This window comes from Pseudoalteromonas peptidolytica, from assembly GCF_012641745.1.
In the GTDB taxonomy this organism is placed as follows: Bacteria; Pseudomonadota; Gammaproteobacteria; order Enterobacterales; family Alteromonadaceae; genus Pseudoalteromonas; species Pseudoalteromonas peptidolytica.
This window is the reverse complement of sequence record NZ_WEHZ01000012.1, coordinates 73,337-93,714: the sequence shown is the minus strand read 5'-3', so window position 1 is coordinate 93,714 and position 20,378 is coordinate 73,337. Positions and strand designations below refer to the sequence as shown.

The window sequence follows — 20,378 nt, the reverse complement described above, 5'->3', positions numbered from 1 at the left end:
AACAACTAAATAGCAAAGTCTTTACCTTGCCTACACGGAGGTAAGTACCTTGGCGATAGCAGGACGCGGTAGCGGGGTTATCGACAAGATTTTCTCACCTCAAAATAGACCACTTAATTAAGATAATTGGTGTAATAACCACGACATTAGCTAGCGCAGCTAGTTGCAATAGGCTCTAGCTGTGCTGTCCATGTATTTGTGTAGGCAGAGAAAGAACGTATTATTTTATTCTAGATGAAAGTATAAACTATACTTTCAAAGGCGTTCACTTGTTAAGCTTTATCTCTGCAAGCGGCAAAAATCGGTTTTATACCTTCATTTCAGTTTGCTGCCACTGTGCTAGCTTCTGATAAAGTTCATTTACATCTATAGGTTTAGATAAAAAATCATCCATCCCGGCTTGCAAGCATTTGTGCTTATCTTCCTCATAGGCATTTGCAGTGATAGCTATGATATATGGTTCACCAAACACTTCGGGCTCATTTCTAATTGCTTTTGTGCAGCTAAAACCATCCATATTCGGCATTTGGCAATCCATTAATACTAACGCATAGCTTTTTGCCTTTATGGCAGATAATGCTTCTATCCCATCATTTACCTTGTCTAGCTTACACTGTGTCTTCTCTAGAAGCTTACCTACCACAACTTGGTTAATCATGTTGTCTTCAACGAGTAATATCGAGATCCCATTTAACCTAGGTACCTCCACGCTTTGCTGCTCAACTTCGACTTTTTCTCCTATCTCTGTAGGAATATTGACGACAAACTCGCTTCCCACCCCAAGTTCACTACGCAACGTAATCTCACCGTCCATTGCTTCTATCAACTTTTTAGTTATTGCAAGTCCAAGCCCCGTTCCACCAAATTTACGGGTTGTTGAAAGATCTGCTTGAGTAAACTCCTGAAAAAGCAATTCTTGCTGGGCTTGTGAAATGCCAATACCAGAGTCAGAAATACTTAGATTTAATCGACTTTGTCGATATTCTACCGCAAGTATTATATGACCTTGATGTGTAAACTTACCCGCGTTATTTAACAGGTTATTGATTATCTGAGTCACTCTCAACTCGTCAAGTAAGAGGTATCGGGGCAGCCTAGGATCTTTTTCATAGCGAAACGCTACACCAAGCTTCACATTGGCGAGCTTAAATACCCCGACTAAACTATCTAGCATTTTGTGCACGTCAATGGCGCGGCGATCAATTTTTAATGCTCCTGCCTCTATCTTTGAATAATCTAATATATCGTTGAGTATTAACATCAGGTTTTTGGCTGATTGGGCTATTATCGTTAGCTGCCCGCGCGTATCATTTGATAGCGACGTTTCTCGGAGCAGATTGTCAGCCATACCAATAATACCGTTTAGAGGAGTTCTAATTTCATGACTCATGTTAGCCAAAAAGCGGCTTTTAGATTTACTTGCTGCATTGGCATCCTCTAATGCCTTGGTAAGCTCACCCGTTTTTTCAGTAACTTGTTGCTCTAGTTCACGATTGAAGTCGGTTAGCTTGCTATTAAGGCGCTCGTTTTCAATTCGTGCTTGATTTTGTTTGGTAAAGCTTAACGTAAGTTTAAAAGCAAGTTGGTTGAACTGCTGCTGCAACTCTACTATCTCAAGGAAGCTGCTGTCTGACGTTGCTGAGTTTTCGATTAAAGTAGATGGTTCATACGCTCGAATATCTCGGCTTAATGTAACTATTGGACGAACGAGAAGGCGTGTTAGTTGACGAACAAAAACAGAGCTGAGCAAAATAATAACTAACGCAAGTCCTGCAGCATACAACCAAGCTTCAGCCGCGACAAAATTGAGATATTTGCGATCGAGTAGTGTGATCACCGACCACTCGTATTGCGTTGATACAGCTGCTTGCTTGAACAATAGCTGCCCAGTTGAGTCTGAATAGACAGCCGCCTGAGTATCAAATAATGCACTTAAGACATCGCCACTTGGCATATCTAGTGTTTTAAATTCTGTCATTAATGAGCTAAAAACGACGCGCTTATTCTTATCTATAACCACCAAATTGGCATCTTGCGCAAGAATTTTGGGAATAAACCGCTCAAAAGAGCCAAATATCAACGAGCCTTCGACTATTCCGTTAAATACACCCTCTTTGTAGATCGGCGCAGAGATGGCAACAATTGGCGCTTCATCAAACCCTCTCCCTTGAAATATTCCAGATACATAGCCGCTTGGGTTATCAATAGCGTATGTAAAATAGTCTCTGTCACTCACATTCGCAGTGACGCCTTTCATCGTTGCAGCAAAGTGCAGAGGATAAAAGTGGGTAACGTTAGCTTCAGCATCAGTAACAATTGCTGTTCTAAAGTTGCTGTACGTATTAAGTAGTCGTTCAATAACGTACGCTTTATCAATACCAAGAGCCACATCACTGGCAGATATAACCATAGCACGTCGGTAAGCATCTAAATAATCATCTATTTGCGCTGTGATGGACTGAGAAGCTGCCTCTAGCTGTGTGTTAATCTCTTTCTCAATTCGCTGATAGTAATTGTTTGTTAGTACTATCGTTGTTGTTAATACCACTAACACGATAACGAGATTAACCGTAGAGTTTAAAATTTGATTAAGTGGCATGCCTTGCCACTTACTACGAGTAAAGAAAAAGCTCAGCAAATCAACGACAGCAAGACAAATACCGGCGTTAATTAAGTACTTAGCAAGCGCGGTGAAAATGACTAAAAGTGGTAGCTCTAGCGTAAAATAGCCAAAAATAAAAAGTATCGGCAAGCCGAATAAGAACCAAAAAGCCGAACCTCGTACAAAAAATGGCTTTCCAAAACGTGCGCAAACAAACTGTAGCCATAGCACTTCCAGCAGAAATACCAGAGATGGCCAACAATGACCCCAGCGATAAAACAGAAAACTTGCACAAACTGCTACGGCAATCACGGCATACCGCCAGCCACACAGTAGCAACACAAACAAGACAAATAACTGACCGAATAAAAACTCTGAGCTGTCCAAAAACCAAATGGGTAGCAAGTTTGCCAAGCCACCCAAAACACCGAGGGCAATTGTTAAAATTAGCGCTTGTTTTTGATTCAAATGTCGCACCAGTTATTTATCTCGTAATATAGGTATAACAATAATACCGAATGAGTGAATTATCTAACCTATACTTCGGATAATCTATTTTAACCACACCATTTAATGGTGAGGGCAATCATGGCTTTCAATCTGAAGTACACTGTCATCTACTTTGAGTAACTTTTTAAGCGCCTCTTCCACTTCTAAACGACATGCTGAGTCATGAGATTCCAAAGTACAATGGTGCTTTAATACAATATGAGCTCCCACAACTAAGGCGCCATCTACCTTACTGATAGTTATATTATGCGCACTCTCAACATGCTCTGTATTTACAATCGTACTCTCAACATCCTTAACCGTAGGTAAAACCTCTGCTGGGATCGCAAGCCCTTTGATACATGACCAAATCACCTTGATACCAGTGAATAAAACAAACAATGAAATCAGCATACTTGAGAGGATATCAACCACTTCCCAGCCAGTTAAGTGAATTATCACTCCAGCGATAAAAGTTGAAACTGTGGACAACAAGTCAAAGAATGAATGCAGGAACACCGCGTATACATTGATACTATCTTTACGTCCTTTATACAGTACCCAAGCCGAAGCACCATGGAAAAGAAAACCGATAGCAGCGATAATTGACATTAGATAGCTGTTAACTTCCAGCTCGTGACCACCAGCATGGTGAGAGAGCCGTTCTCCGCCTTCAAGCAAAATAATTACCGCAATAGAAAGGTACAAAATACCGTTAATTAAGCCGCCGGTGTATTCAGCTCGCTTGTAGCCATCGTTGTATGTATTTGCAAGATAAACAGCAACACTGGAGGCGATTAAAGCAATAAATAAAGAGCTGTTATGAACGAACAAATGTCCTGCATCAGCGAGTACAGCAAGAGAATTAGCATAATATGCACCAACAACTTGAATAACCATAAACGAGCATGTAATTGCAAGCGCAATCAACAGCCTGCGACGAGAAGCTTGGTGCGTTGTGATATCTGTCATGAAAGGAGTCGAGTACCTGTATAATATTGAGCGTTACATGTGCTGTATGTGTCATTTTAATTGACATTATACTCAAAACCCAACTTTACCTTATATTACTTATATCAAAAGCCCGTTGCTCGAATTAAGTACAAGTAAAGTGTGGTAAAATAGATATGTAACGGTAGTCTAGTTTTTGCTCTAAATAGCAATGATATACAGTCGCAATTGTAACCTCTTAGCCATACAATTGCACCAACAATTGAACGACTCAATGAATAATTAAGACATCCCATTTATTTCTTTAACTCTACATAGCAGCTCAAATAACCTTAGCCCTATCCTACAATCTATTTAACCGGAGTTTGTGTTTGATACCAATTGCTCTAGATACTTGTTCTGTTTACAGGAAAAAAAGAGGGTACTGAATATATTAGAGAAGACTGCTAAGCCTATGTTATTCATAAAAAGAAATCATTTTCATGGCTTACTTATTTTGGATAGCAGTAACAATATCTTGTGCAAGTTGCTGTAAAATACCACAGTCGGCTTGAGTAAACTCTCTGGGCTCGACATCAATGATGCAGATAGTACCAATGGTAAATCCAGATGATAATTTTAAAGGCGCTCCGGCGTAAAACCTAATATGGGGGTCACCTTGAACCAAAAGGTTGTCGCAAAATCGAGGGTCTTCTAACGCATTGTGTACAACAAATATGGTATCTTCCAAAATAGCGTGTCCGCAAAAAGATATATCACGCTCAGTCTCTCGTGCATCTAACCCAAACCTTGACTTAAACCACTGCCTGTCCGTGTCAACTAGGCTAATAAGTGCGATTGGTACATCGAAAATATGTGCTGTGAACCGGGTTACTCTATCTAGGCTTTCTTCTGGCTCTGTGTCTAAAATTACTAAATCTTTGAGTGCTGCTACTCTCTCTTGCTCATTATCCGGTTTTTGAGGAGTCTTCATATTTATCGCATTAGACACTGTTTGTTTTTCTACTATAGTTGGATTTATGAAAAACGCAGATAGTTACTGTGAACAAATACCTAAAAATAACGGCACTGGTGCTCCTGGTCTCTGATCTGCTTAGGTGGATTTTATTTCGAGATTAATGAGTTCAACAAAAATCGCGTAGCACATAAAGGCCAGGTTCAATATCACGATAATCTCGTCGCGCTAAGCAGCGTGGTTGAATTAGTATTTAGCCTGCAACGTGAACGAGGTATGTCAACAGGATTTGAGTCAGAGGCTGAACACAGTATTAGACTCAAGACTTATCACCAAGAAACGGACGCACAAGTAACCGCATTACTTTCATAAACGTCCGCTAATTTGCCAAGTTTTAACCTACTAAAATCAACGATTGAAAATGATATTAAAAACCTGCGAGATACTCGCCAAAACACAACCACCGATAGAGAACAGTTGTTTCTGAGATATACCATCTTAATCACCAAATTAATTGATATTGTCAGGATGATCCAGACCGAGCAAACCTTTATACGTGGCCTGAGTGACACTGGGAATGTTGAGTATCAAAATATCTATGGTCTAGTTCGCGCCATCGAGCTTGGTGGTAAATTGAGGGCTAAAGTCAGCCGATTTTTAACCGCAGCGGAGCAGGATACTAGACTACTTGCAATGCGTAGCGCGTTGCAGTTTTATTCCACACATTTGTCACTGTTAGAGAGCCTAAAAGGCAATTTAAGTACAAAAACTCTCTACTCAAACGCCTCTACATCTAGTGAATTTAATTACTTACGTAACCAGATGAGTAACTTTAACCAAGGAGTAAATAATGATGTGCCACAGTATGTTTGGTGGGACAACAGCACAGCTTACTTAAATTTATTGGCCGACGAGAGTAAAGTGTTACTCAGTGAAATGCAGCTATTAGCTGCTGTAGCTGTATCCCAAACCAACAATAGCGCCCAAGTTTCACTGGTTTTATCCTGCATGATTGCCCTGTTCTACATTATATTAACTGGTTTACTAATCAGAACATTTTCTGCGCTAACACTCTATCAAGCTACTCCAATAAAAATGCAAACGGCACAGCTCGTTGTCATATTCTCATCCGTACTTTCTGTATTGTTCGTCGAGCACTTCGCCAGCCAAAAGCAATTACTTTATTTATCTGAGTTACAAACACAAAAGCAGTTGAACCAAGATGTGTTACAGCGGATCAACAGTTTAAAAATCTTTTGGTATAAACCAACAACCACCGCAATCAGACAAGCGAGTGTTGATGCAGATCCCCTACCCCAGCAGCTAAATTCGTTGAACATAATTCAACTTAATATACCAAGTGATACCTACTACCTCTCAAAAGAACAAGTCATGGTGCTTTATGCTGATCATCAAAAGCAACTTGAACAGGGCGGTATAATAATTAACGTAACGACCAATAAAAGTGGCCAAAGAATAGTGTTCATCACCGGTCTTGGATTATCCACGCAAGGGTTGACCAATAAGCTCTATTGGTATGAGGCACCTCTAGATTTACTTTTAGGAAATATAGGACAGAGCTTCGTACTTAACCAAACACGCAATTCTGGCTTCTATACACAACAAGACATAAAAAGTGCAGCGCAATTGAGTAATGCAAGCGCCATATTTCATCCGTTTGATGATGAATTAGCGACAAGAAATCTATTGAGTACGAGTGTTTGGGATCAAGAATTACAAATTGGTAGCTTTGCCTACTCTAGCGAAACTTTTAATCAAGATATGGTCTTTACAATTGAAAACAAGTTCATTTGGCAAATTCTCGCGCTTTTCGTTTTTTGCTTACTAGGCCTAGGTGTGAGCTATCGTGCTCAGAAAAAGGCGAGAGAAGAAAAACAAGCTGCCCATGATGCTATTCAAAAGCGACAAACTTTGCTCAATGCTTCTGAAAAGCTTGCTGCCATTGGCAGTTTTGAGCTCCCAGCACATAAAAGCTATGCTCACGCTTCCGAAGGATTCAAAGCACTATTTAACCTCCCTCCAGAGATTGAATATCATAACTTAAAAATAATCATCAAGCGGCTAGACCAACACAATAAAGATATATTGTTTACAAATCTTCGGGCGTTAACTACCAGGGAGTCTCGTGAATTTCAGCTTACCCTTAATCAAAGCAATGATCGCTGTTATTTAAATGTGGTGCTCAATATAAAGTACTACCCAAGCGAACAAGCACATTTTATTGTTGGTGTTGTTAAAGATATAACTAATCAAGTAAATGAGGCCAATCGTCAACAGCGGATCCAAAAAGAGCTAGTTGCAGCAAGAAAAGAAGCGCTGGAAAAAATGCACGAAGCCGAACTTGAGCGTACTTCGGCTCAAAAGCTATTAAGAATCCAAAAATCTATTGAAAAGCTTTTACAAGAGGCTATTGATGCTTTCCCTGCTTTTATTCTATTGTTAGACGAGCAGCAACACATTGCGATGATCAATCAATTTAATGACCACATCAAAAGGACCAATCATAACGAATATCAGTTCATGGGGACTTACCTAAATAGAGGCTCAGATATTACCGCATTTATCAAGCAACTCCCCCTAAAAGATAACGCAGAAATGCTTGAAATGCTCACAGAGTCAAAAAAAATGAACAGTATCAAGCGCAACGCATTTGTAAATATAACTACAATGATGAAATTTACTGGTTCAATGTATTAGTTAAAAACATTTCTACCGACTCTGGGAAATATACTCTTATTTATCAGACGGATATAACTAAAAATGTCAGTTTTTCCACAGAACTTGACGAGGCTCGAATACGCGCAGAACAAGCCAATGAAGCTAAATCTCGCTTTCTCGCCACCATGAGTCATGAGATCCGTCCCCCGATGAATGGAGTTGTCGGCATGCTGGATATTCTCTCACAATCAAATTTAGATATAGAGCAAGCACACCTAACAAAAGTCGCTAAAAGCTCAGCACTGGTTTTGCTTAGAATAATTAATGACATTCTTGACTTCTCCAAGATAGAAGCAGGAAAAATACAGCTAGAGTCTGTACCATTTAGCTGGCAAGAGCTGATAAAAGAACTTGCCGAACTACTTGCATATCAAGCCGACTCTAAAAAGTTAAAGCTTGCATTTTATCTATCACCGCAGCTACCAAACTGGCAACAGGGCGATGCAGTCCGTTTGCGGCAAATCCTTCTAAATTTAATAGGTAATGCCTTAAAATTTACCAAAACAACTGCCACATCAGCAGGCTTTGTTGAAGTGACAGTTAGCCGTTCTGACCTTAATAATCATATGGAGATAAGTGTAAAAGACAATGGAAAAGGTATGTCTGAAGCTCAAATCGAGAATCTTTTTAGGCCCTTTGAACAAGCAGATAGCAGTATACAACGACAATATGGTGGCACGGGCCTAGGCCTTTCTATTACTCATAAACTGGTATCAATGATGAAGGGTAATATTCATTGTAGGAGCTTGGAGGGGTTCGGTAGCAACTTTATCGTGACCTTACCCTACCATGAAGTACCTAAACAAATTGATGCCGCTGATATCACACTAGATAGGGTTAAGGTGGCAATCGTGGGTGATGAAGATAAGTTTGAGACTGATCTTCAAAATCAGCTTCGTATTCACGAAGCGCAATGCGAGATATTCCCAAGAGAGGTTTTTAACGCACAACTCATTACGAGCCAGCAATTTGATTATCTCGTGATCACGGCCGAAGCATTCCAGCAACTTACCACCGAAGGAAAAGAAGTCTTCATTGCAACAAGCAGGTGCAAATACATTCTATTAGATAACAGCCAAGCTGTATTACCTAGCCCTACTAATATTAGTGTTTCCCATCTATCGTTGTATCCTTACTACGCATATAAAGTAGTATCTCATATCGCCGCCTTGGAGGGTTTAATTGAGCTTGAATCAACACACGAAGTAACTTCACACCCAAGTAACATTTCAATGCCAAGCATTGAAGAAGCACAAGCTCAAAACCAGCTTATCTTGGTCGTTGAAGATAACCTCTACAACCAAGACTTATTTAAACGTCAACTCGCTATACTTGGTTACCAATGTATCATTGCTGATAATGGTAAAGTAGCATTACAGCTTATCGAGCAGTATAGTTTTGCACTTATTATCACTGATTGTCATATGCCGATAATGGATGGCTACGAATTTGCAAAAACGCGCAGGACACAAGAACAAACACAAGCTCTGCACTACCTTCCGATCATTGCAGCCACGGCAAATGCGTTAAGCGGAGAACGCCAAGTTTGTATTGATGCAGGTATGGATGACTATATTGCCAAGCCTATTGTGCTGCAAAAGCTAAACGCAAAACTCAAGAAGTGGATTACTACAGATATTCACCATAATGCCGACACCGCTATCTCAATTTCAGCGCCTGCTGTAGATAACCCACAAGAACTGCACCATATTGACCTAGCCATATTGAGTGAATATGTGGGTACGGATAAAGAAATTCAGAGTATATTTTTAAAGAGCTTTGTCAGCGATACAAAAAACCTATTTGATCAAGTTGACTTATCTCTTCCCGAGCGTATACGAGATATGGCTCATCAAGGGAAAACATCAGCCAAAGCAGTTGGTGCAACACAACTTGCTGGAAAATTAGCAGAGCTTGAGGAGTCGATTAAGGATGGTAAACCAGAAAAAGTAGAAGCCTTATTAAATTATTGTTTAGCGTTATTTGATAATGCACAAGCTGAAATAGCTTCTATACTTAGCGTAGCGGATCTTCCATGATCATTTGTTCAGTATCTAGGTCGAACATCTATGGCAAATAATAAGCCCCTAATCATTGCAATTGACGATAGTAAACTGATGCTCACCCAACTACAACTACTCGTCGCCAACCAAACTCCTTGCAAATTTATGGGATACAACAGCGGCAATAAAGCACTCCAAAGCAACCAGCTCAGTAAAGCTGCGCTTATTCTACTGGACATTAACATGCCTGAGATAGAAGGCGTCGAAATGCTAAGAAATTTTGCTGAATTAAATATCAAAGCACCTATCGTATTATTGAGCGGTGAAAAAGATATATTTATCAAAAATACCGCTGCACTCGCGGAGCTTCACGGCCTTACCATTATCTCTAGTGTAGAAAAGCCTTTATCTACGACAAAGCTTCAAGAGCTATATAATCTCTTATCCGCATCAAAAACAAACGAAAGTAATAGTGGTACTCAACTCATTTACAGTAAAGAGGAGATACAAGAGGGTTTGCTGCGAGAGGAGTTTTGCGCTTATTTCCAGCCTAAAGTTGCCACCGGCACTGGCGCGATTATTGGCGCAGAGGTTCTAGCAAGATGGCATCACAACAAAGATGGCACTGTTCTACCCTCACAGTTTATTGCTGTTATGGAGGAGCATGACCTTATTCACCTTCTCTCTTATAATTTGCTTAAACAAACATTGTCTTTGCTCGAACACAATAATGATGTCATTGGCCACCTTCAATGTAGTATTAACCTCAGTGTAAAAGAATTGGAAGACATTAAGTTACCTGAAAAGCTAAAGTCTATTTGTGACACTCACCATATTCCAACATCACAGATCACCTTAGAGTTAACAGAAAGCCACCTACTCGAAAATATTAAACGTGCATTGGATGTATTACTGCGCCTGAAATTAAAAGGATTTAAACTTTCTATTGATGATTTTGGTACCGGCTACTCTTCTATCAAACAACTCAATGAACTTCCTTTTGATGAGCTAAAAATTGATCGCTGTTTTGTTGATGGCTGTGCGGCTCAATCGAATAAACGAGAGATTATCTCAAGCACCTGTGAAATGGCACATCAGTTAGGGCTAGAGGTTGTTGCCGAAGGGGTAGAAAAGGCTGATGACTTAGTTGTGGTGCAAAGTTACGATGTGGAGTATGTCCAAGGCTATTACTATTACCCACCTTGCACGCCATCAAAGTTTTTAGAAGCAGTTTTACAGTCTGCATCTCAACAATCACAATCCAGCAAATAATACTTTAGCTTCAAAAATAGGGAACAATATCAAGCGAGGTCAATTATGCACAAAAGAGATGTAGAACACGCTCAGAGGCATCCTAAAGTTATCATTATATGTGATGACCCTGCGGAGCTTACCGGTGTTGTGGATATTGTGGCATCTCAGGTAAAAGAATATCGGACTTTTACCAGCTACAAAGAAGTTGCGGAATTACTCAGTGAGGCGCCTCCTGGCGTCATTGTAATTGCAAGAAAAACCGTAGCAAAAAGCGTAGAAATATACAGCCTACTAGCCAAACATGGGTTGCTTAACTACGCCCACGAGAATATTTTACTGTGCGAAAATAAAGAGTCAGGCATCGCCTTTAGATGCTGTATGAAAGGGATCTTCACAGATTACTTTGTTTACAAACCCATGTATGAAAACTATCGTTTTCGTATGATCCTGCACAACGCGTTAGTACGAACAGAAGGTAAATCTGAGGTTGCAAAGATTCGAGAAGAGCATTTTGGCCGCATTGATGATAACTTGAAACAGTTAATCGATGATGCCGCTGCTTATCATCAAAAAGCAGATGAAACACTACAAAATGCTCGCCGTAGTTTAGACAACGAAAAAGGTATAAACAAAGTACAAGATGACCTGTTAGAAGAATTAAAGCAAAAGCATTTATCTCCGCTATTGGATGAGCTTGAGCAACAGTTGTCGGAAAGTGTTCACGAATTAACAAGGCGACTAAAAGACAAACAGTTTTCTATTGCTGAGCTTACTGCGCTGTTGACTGAAAAAGACAATTCTACTCATGCACAAACCGCTCAACATGTATCCCCTGTCGGTAATAACGGAGAATTGGATATAACCGAGCCTAAATCCATTGCAGCTAAACAAGAAGAAATAAAGATCATGGTTGTCGAAGATAACGAGATTTACCGTGAAATGATCGCCAAAATTTTACGAGATGAAGGCTACAAAGTAGAAAGTGTAACCAGTGGCCTCAGTGCCATCAAGACGTTAAGAAAGCATAAGTTTTCTATGGTTTTTATGGACTTATTTATGCCGGAGCTAGACGGTTACAACACCACCAAAAATATTCGTAATATCTCTCATTGCAAAAAGCTTCCTATCATTGCACTTACCAGTAATAAGAATAAGGAAATCATAAGAAAGTGGGCGTCTTTAGGTTTGACCGGTTATATTACCAAGCCGTCAACGAAGTCTTCCATTCTAAAGGCTGTAGATAAAGCACTGGCGGAAAATAATGAGTTAAACTAAACAACCTGAGCAAATACGCAAACATTATCAAATCGACCTCTGTCATTATCATTCATAGCTTCTCCACCTATGTGAGAGGGGGAAGCTTTCACTGGCTGAAATAAACATATGAAGAAGTAGCTTATGACAACTAAGGCATCAACGTTATCCCATTACATCCATCGCTTAAATCAGGTTATTGATTACATCTATAACAATATTGATAGCGAGTTGGACGTAATAACACTGGCCGAACAATGCCATATGTCTAGCTACCACTTCCATCGTGTTTATCGCTCAATCGCTGGGGAAACGATTAACGTTACAGTAAGAAGAATGCGCCTGCAATTTGCAGCTGGTATGTTAATCCGAACTCAAGATCCGATTGCAAAAGTGGCGAAACTCACCGGCTATGCCAGCATAGAAGCATTTAGCCGCGCGTTTTCTCAACGATATAAGCAATCTCCCAGCCAATTTCGCCAGCAAGAACAAGCCAAAGCACGTTACTGTGCTGCGGATTTTTATATTATGAATGCTGAAGAGGACTCCAATATGTTTACTGTAGAAATTGATAACACTGAGGCAATGTCTCTAATTGGCCTAGAGCACAGTGGTGATTATATGCAAATAGGTCAAGCGTTTGAGAAGTTAAACATGCTCGCTCAGCAACATGGACTTTTAAGTGAAAATACACGCTTTTTTGGGATATATTTTGACGATCCACAAACAATAGAGACACAACAATTAAGAGCGATGGCAACTATTTTAGTACCTGAACTTCCCACGCCACTACCGTCAGAGTTTAGCATATTTTCACTTCCTAAAGGGAGAACGGCAACCTTATTGCATCAAGGGGATTATGCTTCTCTAGAAACTCCGTATGAGTATCTATTTGGCCAATGGTTACCAAACAGTCACTTTGAAGCGGCAGACATACCTGTAATTGAAGAATATTTAAATGATGTTCGAGATACTCAGCCCTGCGAGCTGTTAACACGTATTAGCTGTTATTTAAACTAAACGTCGTTTGTTATACCAATTAGAGCCAGTTAACCTTCCAAGTATGTTTTTACAGCAGTTCAATTGGTATTTATATAAGACAGAGCCTTTGTCGCATGGTTATTCTATGTGAGCCAGGCGATAAAGACTTTGCGTTCCTGCAAAGTCACCTTAACCCACAGCCCTTCGGGTTCACCCAAGTGCGCTTTATTCATTGTTGCTCGACTTTTGCTTAGATTACTAGGCGGCAAGTCGAGCGACGCGAGCAGTTATTATGAACACCCGAAAAAAAGAGGAAGCATACTTCCTCTTTTTACCAGTAAGCTTAGAACTTGTAGTTAAAGCTCAATTTAGCATTTCGCTCGTTACCTGGCATGCCACCGAGGAACATAGCTTTGCTGTAGTAACGTTCATCCGTTAAGTTTTCTAGGTTTAGTTGAACATTAAAGTGTTCAGCATCAAATTTGACCGCAGCGTCCCAACGAGTATAACCATCTATCGTTGCTGTTGGTAAACCAAATGAAACTGAGTTTATGGTTCTCTCACTTTCGTAGTTGACACCCACACTGTATTCAAAAGCACCGTTAAGCAATCCAACAGGTTGCGTATACTTTATCCAAGTACTCGCAAACTTTTTCGGGATCCCTTTCTTCTGACCTGAACGCGTGTCAGAACGAATTTCAACCGCATCTTGATAAGTCGCGTTAACATTCACACTAATTCGTTCATTTAGTGCTAAATTCAAATCAAGCTCGACACCTTGTGACTCATCTTCATCATCGAAGAAATACCGAGGAACACTGACATTATAATCATCACCCGGTGTATCATTATACTCAGGATTCGCGTACATCAGGTTAGTACGTTTTGTTTCAAACCATACAAGTGAGCCAAGTAAGTCTTCATCAAACGCTGTAAAACGCATACCAATATCAAGTGTTTCAGACTCTGAGTCAGGTCTATTCTTACGGTTTGCATCTGCTTCGTCCTGAAGGCTGCCCAATACGCTGTATGCAGTACGACCTTTCGCCACATTTATAAACGTAGAAAGTTGCGGCATTACCTGATAGTTGAGGCCAACATTGTATGTCATTCCAGCATCATCAGTATCCAACTCTTTACCTTCTTCAGGTGAGCGATCAGTACCTAAATGTTGATACTTCTGCTCAACTGAAGTATAGGCAAGACCCGCTCGAGCAGTTAGCGCAGAAGTAATATAAACCACTTCTTGTGCACTAATCCCGTATGCTGTAAGGGTTTTGTCATAGTTACTACGAAGCGATGGCGCGTAATCCTCAAAAGTACCTGTTGGCCAGTTTGGATTGCGAATATCTAAAATGTAAGGAACAGAGCCTTTGCCATCAGCGTCATAGGCAGACCAGCTTTGTAATCGCATATCACGATTTTCATAGTTGACACTCACTAAGTGCTCACCACTAATCGAGTCCATATCCCATGTTAATTGCAAATCAGCAAAATATTGCCACGTTTTCTCACTTGCAACCTGACGACGATACTCTTGTCGACGAGCGGCATACGGATACAGCTCACCATCAACAACTAAAGGTGCTCTTGGTGTTGCATTGATAATATCGTAGTACTCATCGTTATACTTGGCTCTGCGTTCCCAGTAAACATAGTTATATGCACCCGTTTGACGTACAAAATCTGAATCATAGCTACGCCATAATACTTGTTGAGTCAGTTTTGAGTTGCGATTTAAATACCAGTCATGGCGTAATTTAACACGTAACTCTTCACCTTCATTTGGACGAGAGAGTGGTGAGATCAGATTGCCATCACCAAGGTCGAACGGCTTTAGGCCATCAGATGCTAAAATAGATGTTGCTAACTGAGCTCGCTGCTCATCAGTGAGTTGCTGACCAAGCCACTTTTCAGCATCGACTATATAATTGTTGTCATTGGGTAACTGATCAGCAGTTACTAGGCCTGGTGCACCATCGATACTATCCCAGTTAATAATACGAACTGGGTCGCCTATCGAGTCAACCTGCTGTGTATCATCAATAAAGGCTGTAGATAGTAATAAAGAATGATCACTGTTTGGATCAAACCTTAAACTCGCGTACACCTCATCACGACCAGACTCAAGATCTCTATACCCATCACTACGCTCGTGATTGGCAACTACGCGAAATGCTAACTTATCTGTAATTGCATCGGTAAAATCTACACCGATGCCATACGTATTCCACGCACCAACTTTACCGCTGATCTCAAGCGCTCGCTCAAACTGTGGTTTTTTCTCGACTAAGTTAACCACACCTCCAGCAGCACCAATACCATACAAACCAGTTGCAGGGCCTTTCAACACTTCAATGCTTTCGATGTTAGTCAGTGAACGTGTTGGGTTGAAGCTATTACCCAAGTCTGCACCACCGTACATACCATCATAAGTATAGTTTACGCCCAAACCACGAACCGTTAGCGAGTCACCGATACCATAGTTATTACCGGCTTGTGATAAACCACTGACATTACGTAATGCTTCTTGAAGCGTAGCTGCACTTTGTGAATCCAATAGCTCTTTATCCACAACCACAACAGCTGCGGGAGTTTGCATTAGATCCATGTTTGATTTAGTCGCAGTACCTGACTGTAGAATTATTTTGTTATGTTTGCCATAAACACTAATTCGTTCAATGTCATCAGCAGCAAGTGCTGATGAACTGGCGCCGATAAGTGCCAACTTAACTGCAATACAAGATGCAGATAGCGCTGATGAGCGAGAGATTTGCATATTAGAACTCCAAACTACGCAATTGGGCCTGATACTATGTTGACTTAATACTTAAATAACTTCAGCGCGTGGTTCTGCCACCAATCGAGTTAAACTTTACCTGTTTAGAAAACTAAACAGAGATTTTTCAAATGGTTATCGATAAAGTTTCATCACCTAAAAAGAGGTTACGTATTAAGCAAATTAGTATTAGAGAAATAGAAAACTATTTCCATTTCATAAATTATTTATTCTGAGGGAGTGGAGTTTATCAAAACAATCGCAATGATAACAACTATCATTTACATTTTATATTTGTAATGTTTTTTGCAACAAATAGAATTGAGTAAACAAATAGATATCCATGTAATTAATCTGTATCTATTTCATAATAGAGATGGATCAAGTAAGTCACTCGTATGGTTTATTTGACCTGAGGTTTGGATAACAAATGTTCTAACTTATTGTTGCTAGAGCACAACTTGGTTTTCCTTGTCTAGCCATAGAGTTTTAGGGGAAACATCGCTCACGCGTCCTGCTCCCGCTAAGGTACCTAAATCCTGTAGTAGGCAAGGCGAATTTACGCGCCAATCGCAGGCTATCGGGAGTGAATTCAACGCAATTAGCACTAAAACTGGTTGCCAGAAAGACATGAATAATCCGCAGTTCAGGGGATTTACATTCAAAGCCTTCACTTAAAATTGAGACACAGGATGAATTTGGCTCTCGTTTTCACCCTTCTTTGACAACCACAGTGTATGGTGAAAAGTTTAGGTATCACGTAATTGGGTTTTCCTCTCAAATTACATCAATATAAGTAACATGTTACGCAGGTATCGCCACTCATCGGCTGATGGCACGAAATCAGCCATCTGTGCTTTGCTCTCCCAAGTGTTTTTTGGTCGTCGCGCTTAGCTTGCTTACTAGTATTCTGGGAAAAAGTTATTTAATACCAATTACGTAACGTTGGATATAACTCATAGCAGGTAAAGCTCACTTCCAAAGCAATTAAGATAAGCAAAAAGCTCACCAAATGCCCAACCTTCACTTTAGAACATACATAAGCACCTAACGGCGCCCCGACTACGACAATCGGGATAGCTGCAAGCAAATAGCTGTTTATCTCTGCGGTAATAGTATTGAGATGCCAGGCATTGATACTGCTTCCTACAAGGGAGGTAAAAGTCATGACAACGACAGATGTTGCCGTCGCTTTTTTAACGTCGGCGTTGTAAGCAATTACTAACAATGCAAAAAGAGCGATATCTGCACCTGAGCCAACAAGGCCACTGGCAACTCCACCGATGAAGGCCACTATCATAAACCTTACCATCTTTGGCTGAATAAATTCACTGCTTGGTTGATGGTGGGCTTTACGCCACCACCTAAGCACCAGAGTCAATGCAAAGCAGAGTAATAAAAAGCTAAAAATAGATTTCACAAGGAGCCGTGGCGCAAACGGCGCAATAAAAAACAAACTTAGCGTTACACCTATGCCTGCCATAGGTAAGGCCATGATGATCACATTCTTATAGACTGGGATGCGACGGCAAAAAATAGTGATTGTCGCAGCAGTCATACCGAAGCTTTGGATAGCGAGAGAAAATACTTTGGCAGTTGCAGGGTCGATATTTAATAGTTTTGTCATCACAGGAAATGCCACAGCTCCACCACCCAGTGCTGTGCCACCCGCAACAAAAGAACCTAATGCCATGGTTAACGCGATGCTCGATTCGCTAACGATTTGTCCCAAGGCTTGATAAAAGCCCTGGATCCAAATGAGCGTGGCATATACTCCCAAGGTAAAAAACAGCGGCCACATTGTTGGTCTTGCTATTCGTTGAAGCATGATATTTCCGTCTATAAATAAGAGGTTAATTCCTTACCAAAAGGTGATTTTAAAAAAATACCTATTAAGTGAACGCAATTAAACACGATGAAAACATATTTTTCAAATTAATTTTACATTAACCGTACTATATTTTGAAATGAAGAAACCCACCAACAATAGTTGAATCCCGCGCGTATCTGCCTTACTATAACTATAAATAATTACTTATTACTTTTTGTTATATGGGTAATTTGCTTATACCTTAAGGCACAGTCATGACACAAGAAACTCAGTTATCTCAAATCTACCTAGATGCTAATGCGACAACACCAGTGTTAGAACGAGCAGCAGATGCCGCATTGATGACCATGAAGACCATGTTTGGAAATCCAAGTAGTAGTCATATTACGGGATTACAAGCAAAGCAATTGATGGAGCAGACTCGCCAAAAAGCACGCACAGTGCTGGGTTCAGGTAACGGCCGCGTTATTTTTACCAGTGGCGCGACAGAAGGGATCCAAACAGGTATCTTGTCGGCTCTTTGCGCAGCAAAGAAGCAAATGAAGCCAAAGCAGCAATACACCTTACTGTATGGTGCAACGGAACATAAAGCGGTTCCAGAGTCATTAAAACATTGGAATAAAATACTTGAAATCAATGCTGAGGTTAAAGCCATTCCCGTCGATGGTCATGGTCGCCTAGACCAAGATTTCATTGCCAAAGAAGTGCCTAACGCTTTGATGATTTGTACCATGGCAGTCAATAACGAAACAGGTGTATATCAAGATCTCGCTGAGTTAGAGACGGTGATAAGAACAAACCATGCTACTGTTTTTTGGATGGTTGACTGTGTTCAAGCATTAGGTAAACGTAAGTTAAATCTTGCCCAAACAACTATTGATTACGCACCTTTTAGTGGCCATAAACTTTACGCTCCTAAAGGTATTGGCTTTGTCTATATACGAGACAATGCACCACTTACCCCCTTTATTGCTGGTGGCGGTCAAGAAAGTGGACTTAGGTCTGGCACGGAAAATCTGCCTGGTTTAGCTGCACTTAACGTTATTTTTGATGAGCTATTAAAAGAGGGTAACAGCGAGTTTGTTGACGTAGAAACACTCCGCCAATATCGCAACCAATTGGCAAAAACACTAAAACAAGCATTTCCTACTATCGTGTTTAATAACCAATTCACAAATAGTGTACCGACCACATTAAACTTTGCGATACCAGGCTTTAGTTCAAAAGAAATTATGGACTTATTTGATGCCGCAAATATCCGAGTTAGCTCAGGCTCAGCCTGTAGCTCAAAGGTAACGCGAAGTTTTGTTCTCGATGCGATGGGACTGCCGGCATGGCAAAGTGAATCTGCTATTCGCATGTCTTTTGGTCCTGCTACCACTCAAGCAGAAATCGATGCTGCATGTGAACGTATTGGTCACTGTGCTCAAGCTTTGGGTCACAGTTGTTTAATGCAAGCCAGCAATGAGATAAGTAACAAAGAATCACTTGATGGTCTGGTACAATTTAAAATCGGTGGCGCTTGTTGTTGGTTGTTTGCCGATAAACAGTCAAAAGTCGCAATCATTATAGACCCGTTACCAGAGCTGGTTGAGCGCCTAAAAACCATTTTAGAATGCCAACAGCTTACCCTGCTTGCAGTTTTAGATACTCATGGCCATGCAGATCACGAATCAAGCAGAGTCGCCTTTTCGCTAGCAACAACTGCGAGCGACCACCTTGGATGGCCACCTCAAACAGAGACAATTGAATATAATGGCCTACAACTCGCGAGTCTATCTTTTGGACGTTATCAGCTTGCTTTATTGCCCACCCCAGGACACACCGCCGACAGTGTTTCTTACATTCTATTGGAACAACTGCCAGCAAAACTGGTGATAAAGTATGTATTTTGCGGAGACTTAATTTTGATGGGAGCATTGGGTAGAACGAATTTTACCACCAGCTCCAATGACGCAATGTACAACAGTATCCAAGCGCTCGCCGAAGTAATCACTGAAGAGACCTTGTTATGCCCAAGCCATGATTATAATAATGAATTTACAACGACACTCAGCGCTGAAATGTCTAGAAATTCAATACTAAATCAAGTCATACAAGGTGAACTTTCAGCAACAGAGTTTGCCAAAGCAAAGAGACTTATTGATGCTGACATCAATGATGAGACGGGTACTGAAATCATGTGTGGTGCAGCAGTTTGCGGTAAAGACACATTTACCCTGCAAGAATATACGGCCACGGAGTTAGAAACACAGATAGCGAATAACCAAAACCTATTACTGATAGACATTCGTGAACCACATGAGTATGCACTTAACCACAACCGTGCGTTTGATCAAAATGTTCCGCTCACACGTTTAACCGATTTTGTTGGTAAACATAGCCATAACAAAGCACAGCCGCTGATTTTAGTGTGTCGTAGTGGTAGTCGCTCCCAAGCCGCTGCACAAGCCCTAGCCCGCTTAGGCTTTAATAATATCGGGCACCTCAAAGGGGGTTATGCGCTCATCTAAACCATGTAGGTTGTAATAGTTTCCTTT

Annotated in this window: 11 protein-coding genes; 6 read left to right on the top strand and 5 right to left on the bottom strand. The window is 40.6% G+C overall.

Annotation, left to right across the window (positions count from 1 at the left end; all coding sequences use genetic code 11):
• Positions 1-307: 307 nt before the first annotated feature.
• The 3 genes from F9Y84_RS10020 to F9Y84_RS10010 form a co-directional block, all read right to left on the bottom strand.
• Positions 308-3,070, bottom strand: coding sequence for a hybrid sensor histidine kinase/response regulator (locus F9Y84_RS10020; protein ID WP_147390023.1), 2,763 nt, complete (start codon positions 3,068-3,070; stop codon positions 308-310).
• A gap of 102 nt (positions 3,071-3,172) precedes the next feature.
• Positions 3,173-4,063 carry a cation diffusion facilitator family transporter gene (locus tag F9Y84_RS10015; RefSeq protein WP_147390024.1) on the bottom strand — a complete coding sequence of 297 codons (891 nt, stop codon included), beginning with the start codon at positions 4,061-4,063 and terminating at the stop codon, positions 3,173-3,175.
• Positions 4,064-4,529: 466 nt separating this feature from the next.
• Positions 4,530-5,015 (bottom strand): GAF domain-containing protein, encoded by a 486-nt coding sequence (locus F9Y84_RS10010; protein ID WP_147390025.1) that lies wholly within the window; start codon positions 5,013-5,015, stop codon positions 4,530-4,532.
• Positions 5,016-5,381: 366 nt separating this feature from the next.
• On the opposite strand from F9Y84_RS10010, the gene F9Y84_RS22170 reads away from it, so the two are divergent.
• From F9Y84_RS22170 to F9Y84_RS09990, 5 genes are all read left to right on the top strand, one after another.
• Positions 5,382-7,715, top strand: a complete 2,334-nt coding sequence (locus F9Y84_RS22170) for a nitrate- and nitrite sensing domain-containing protein (protein WP_225740801.1) — start codon at positions 5,382-5,384, stop codon at positions 7,713-7,715.
• Positions 7,667-9,775: a hybrid sensor histidine kinase/response regulator gene (locus F9Y84_RS22525; protein ID WP_318782848.1), complete on the top strand. Its 2,109-nt coding sequence runs from the start codon at positions 7,667-7,669 to the stop codon at positions 9,773-9,775. The genes F9Y84_RS22170 and F9Y84_RS22525 overlap by 49 nt, the downstream gene beginning before the upstream one ends.
• 30 nt (positions 9,776-9,805) lie before the next feature.
• Complete coding sequence (locus F9Y84_RS10000; RefSeq protein WP_147390026.1) at positions 9,806-11,011, top strand: EAL domain-containing response regulator; 1,206 nt, start codon at positions 9,806-9,808, stop codon at positions 11,009-11,011.
• 45 nt (positions 11,012-11,056) lie between these two features.
• Positions 11,057-12,268 (top strand): response regulator, encoded by a 1,212-nt coding sequence (locus F9Y84_RS09995; RefSeq protein ID WP_147390027.1) that lies wholly within the window; start codon positions 11,057-11,059, stop codon positions 12,266-12,268.
• 123 nt (positions 12,269-12,391) lie between these two features.
• Complete coding sequence (locus tag F9Y84_RS09990) at positions 12,392-13,267, top strand: AraC family transcriptional regulator (RefSeq protein ID WP_147390028.1); 876 nt, start codon at positions 12,392-12,394, stop codon at positions 13,265-13,267.
• A 304-nt stretch (positions 13,268-13,571) separates the two neighbouring features.
• Here F9Y84_RS09990 and F9Y84_RS09985 read toward each other — a convergent pair whose 3' ends face one another.
• Positions 13,572-16,007 (bottom strand): TonB-dependent receptor, encoded by a 2,436-nt coding sequence (locus F9Y84_RS09985; protein ID WP_147390029.1) that lies wholly within the window; start codon positions 16,005-16,007, stop codon positions 13,572-13,574.
• A gap of 925 nt (positions 16,008-16,932) precedes the next feature.
• Entirely contained in the window at positions 16,933-17,835 is a 903-nt protein-coding gene (locus tag F9Y84_RS09980) for a sulfite exporter TauE/SafE family protein (RefSeq protein WP_125253053.1), read from the bottom strand.
• A gap of 257 nt (positions 17,836-18,092) precedes the next feature.
• On the opposite strand from F9Y84_RS09980, the gene F9Y84_RS09975 reads away from it, so the two are divergent.
• Positions 18,093-20,351: an aminotransferase class V-fold PLP-dependent enzyme gene (locus F9Y84_RS09975; protein WP_147390030.1), complete on the top strand. Its 2,259-nt coding sequence runs from the start codon at positions 18,093-18,095 to the stop codon at positions 20,349-20,351.
• Positions 20,352-20,378: the final 27 nt, after the last annotated feature.

Excerpts from the sequence above, each read along its gene's own strand:
- F9Y84_RS10015 (WP_147390024.1), bottom strand. The coding sequence starts at position 4,063 with ATGACAGATATCACAACGCACCAAGCTTCTCGTCGCAGGCTGTTGATT.
- F9Y84_RS10010 (WP_147390025.1), bottom strand. The coding sequence starts at position 5,015 with ATGAAGACTCCTCAAAAACCGGATAATGAGCAAGAGAGAGTAGCAGCA.
- F9Y84_RS10000 (WP_147390026.1), top strand. The coding sequence starts at position 9,806 with ATGGCAAATAATAAGCCCCTAATCATTGCAATTGACGATAGTAAACTG.
- F9Y84_RS09995 (WP_147390027.1), top strand. The coding sequence starts at position 11,057 with ATGCACAAAAGAGATGTAGAACACGCTCAGAGGCATCCTAAAGTTATC.
- F9Y84_RS09990 (WP_147390028.1), top strand. The coding sequence starts at position 12,392 with ATGACAACTAAGGCATCAACGTTATCCCATTACATCCATCGCTTAAAT.
- F9Y84_RS09985 (WP_147390029.1), bottom strand. The coding sequence starts at position 16,007 with ATGCAAATCTCTCGCTCATCAGCGCTATCTGCATCTTGTATTGCAGTT.
- F9Y84_RS09980 (WP_125253053.1), bottom strand. The coding sequence starts at position 17,835 with ATGCTTCAACGAATAGCAAGACCAACAATGTGGCCGCTGTTTTTTACC.
- F9Y84_RS09975 (WP_147390030.1), top strand. The coding sequence starts at position 18,093 with ATGACACAAGAAACTCAGTTATCTCAAATCTACCTAGATGCTAATGCG.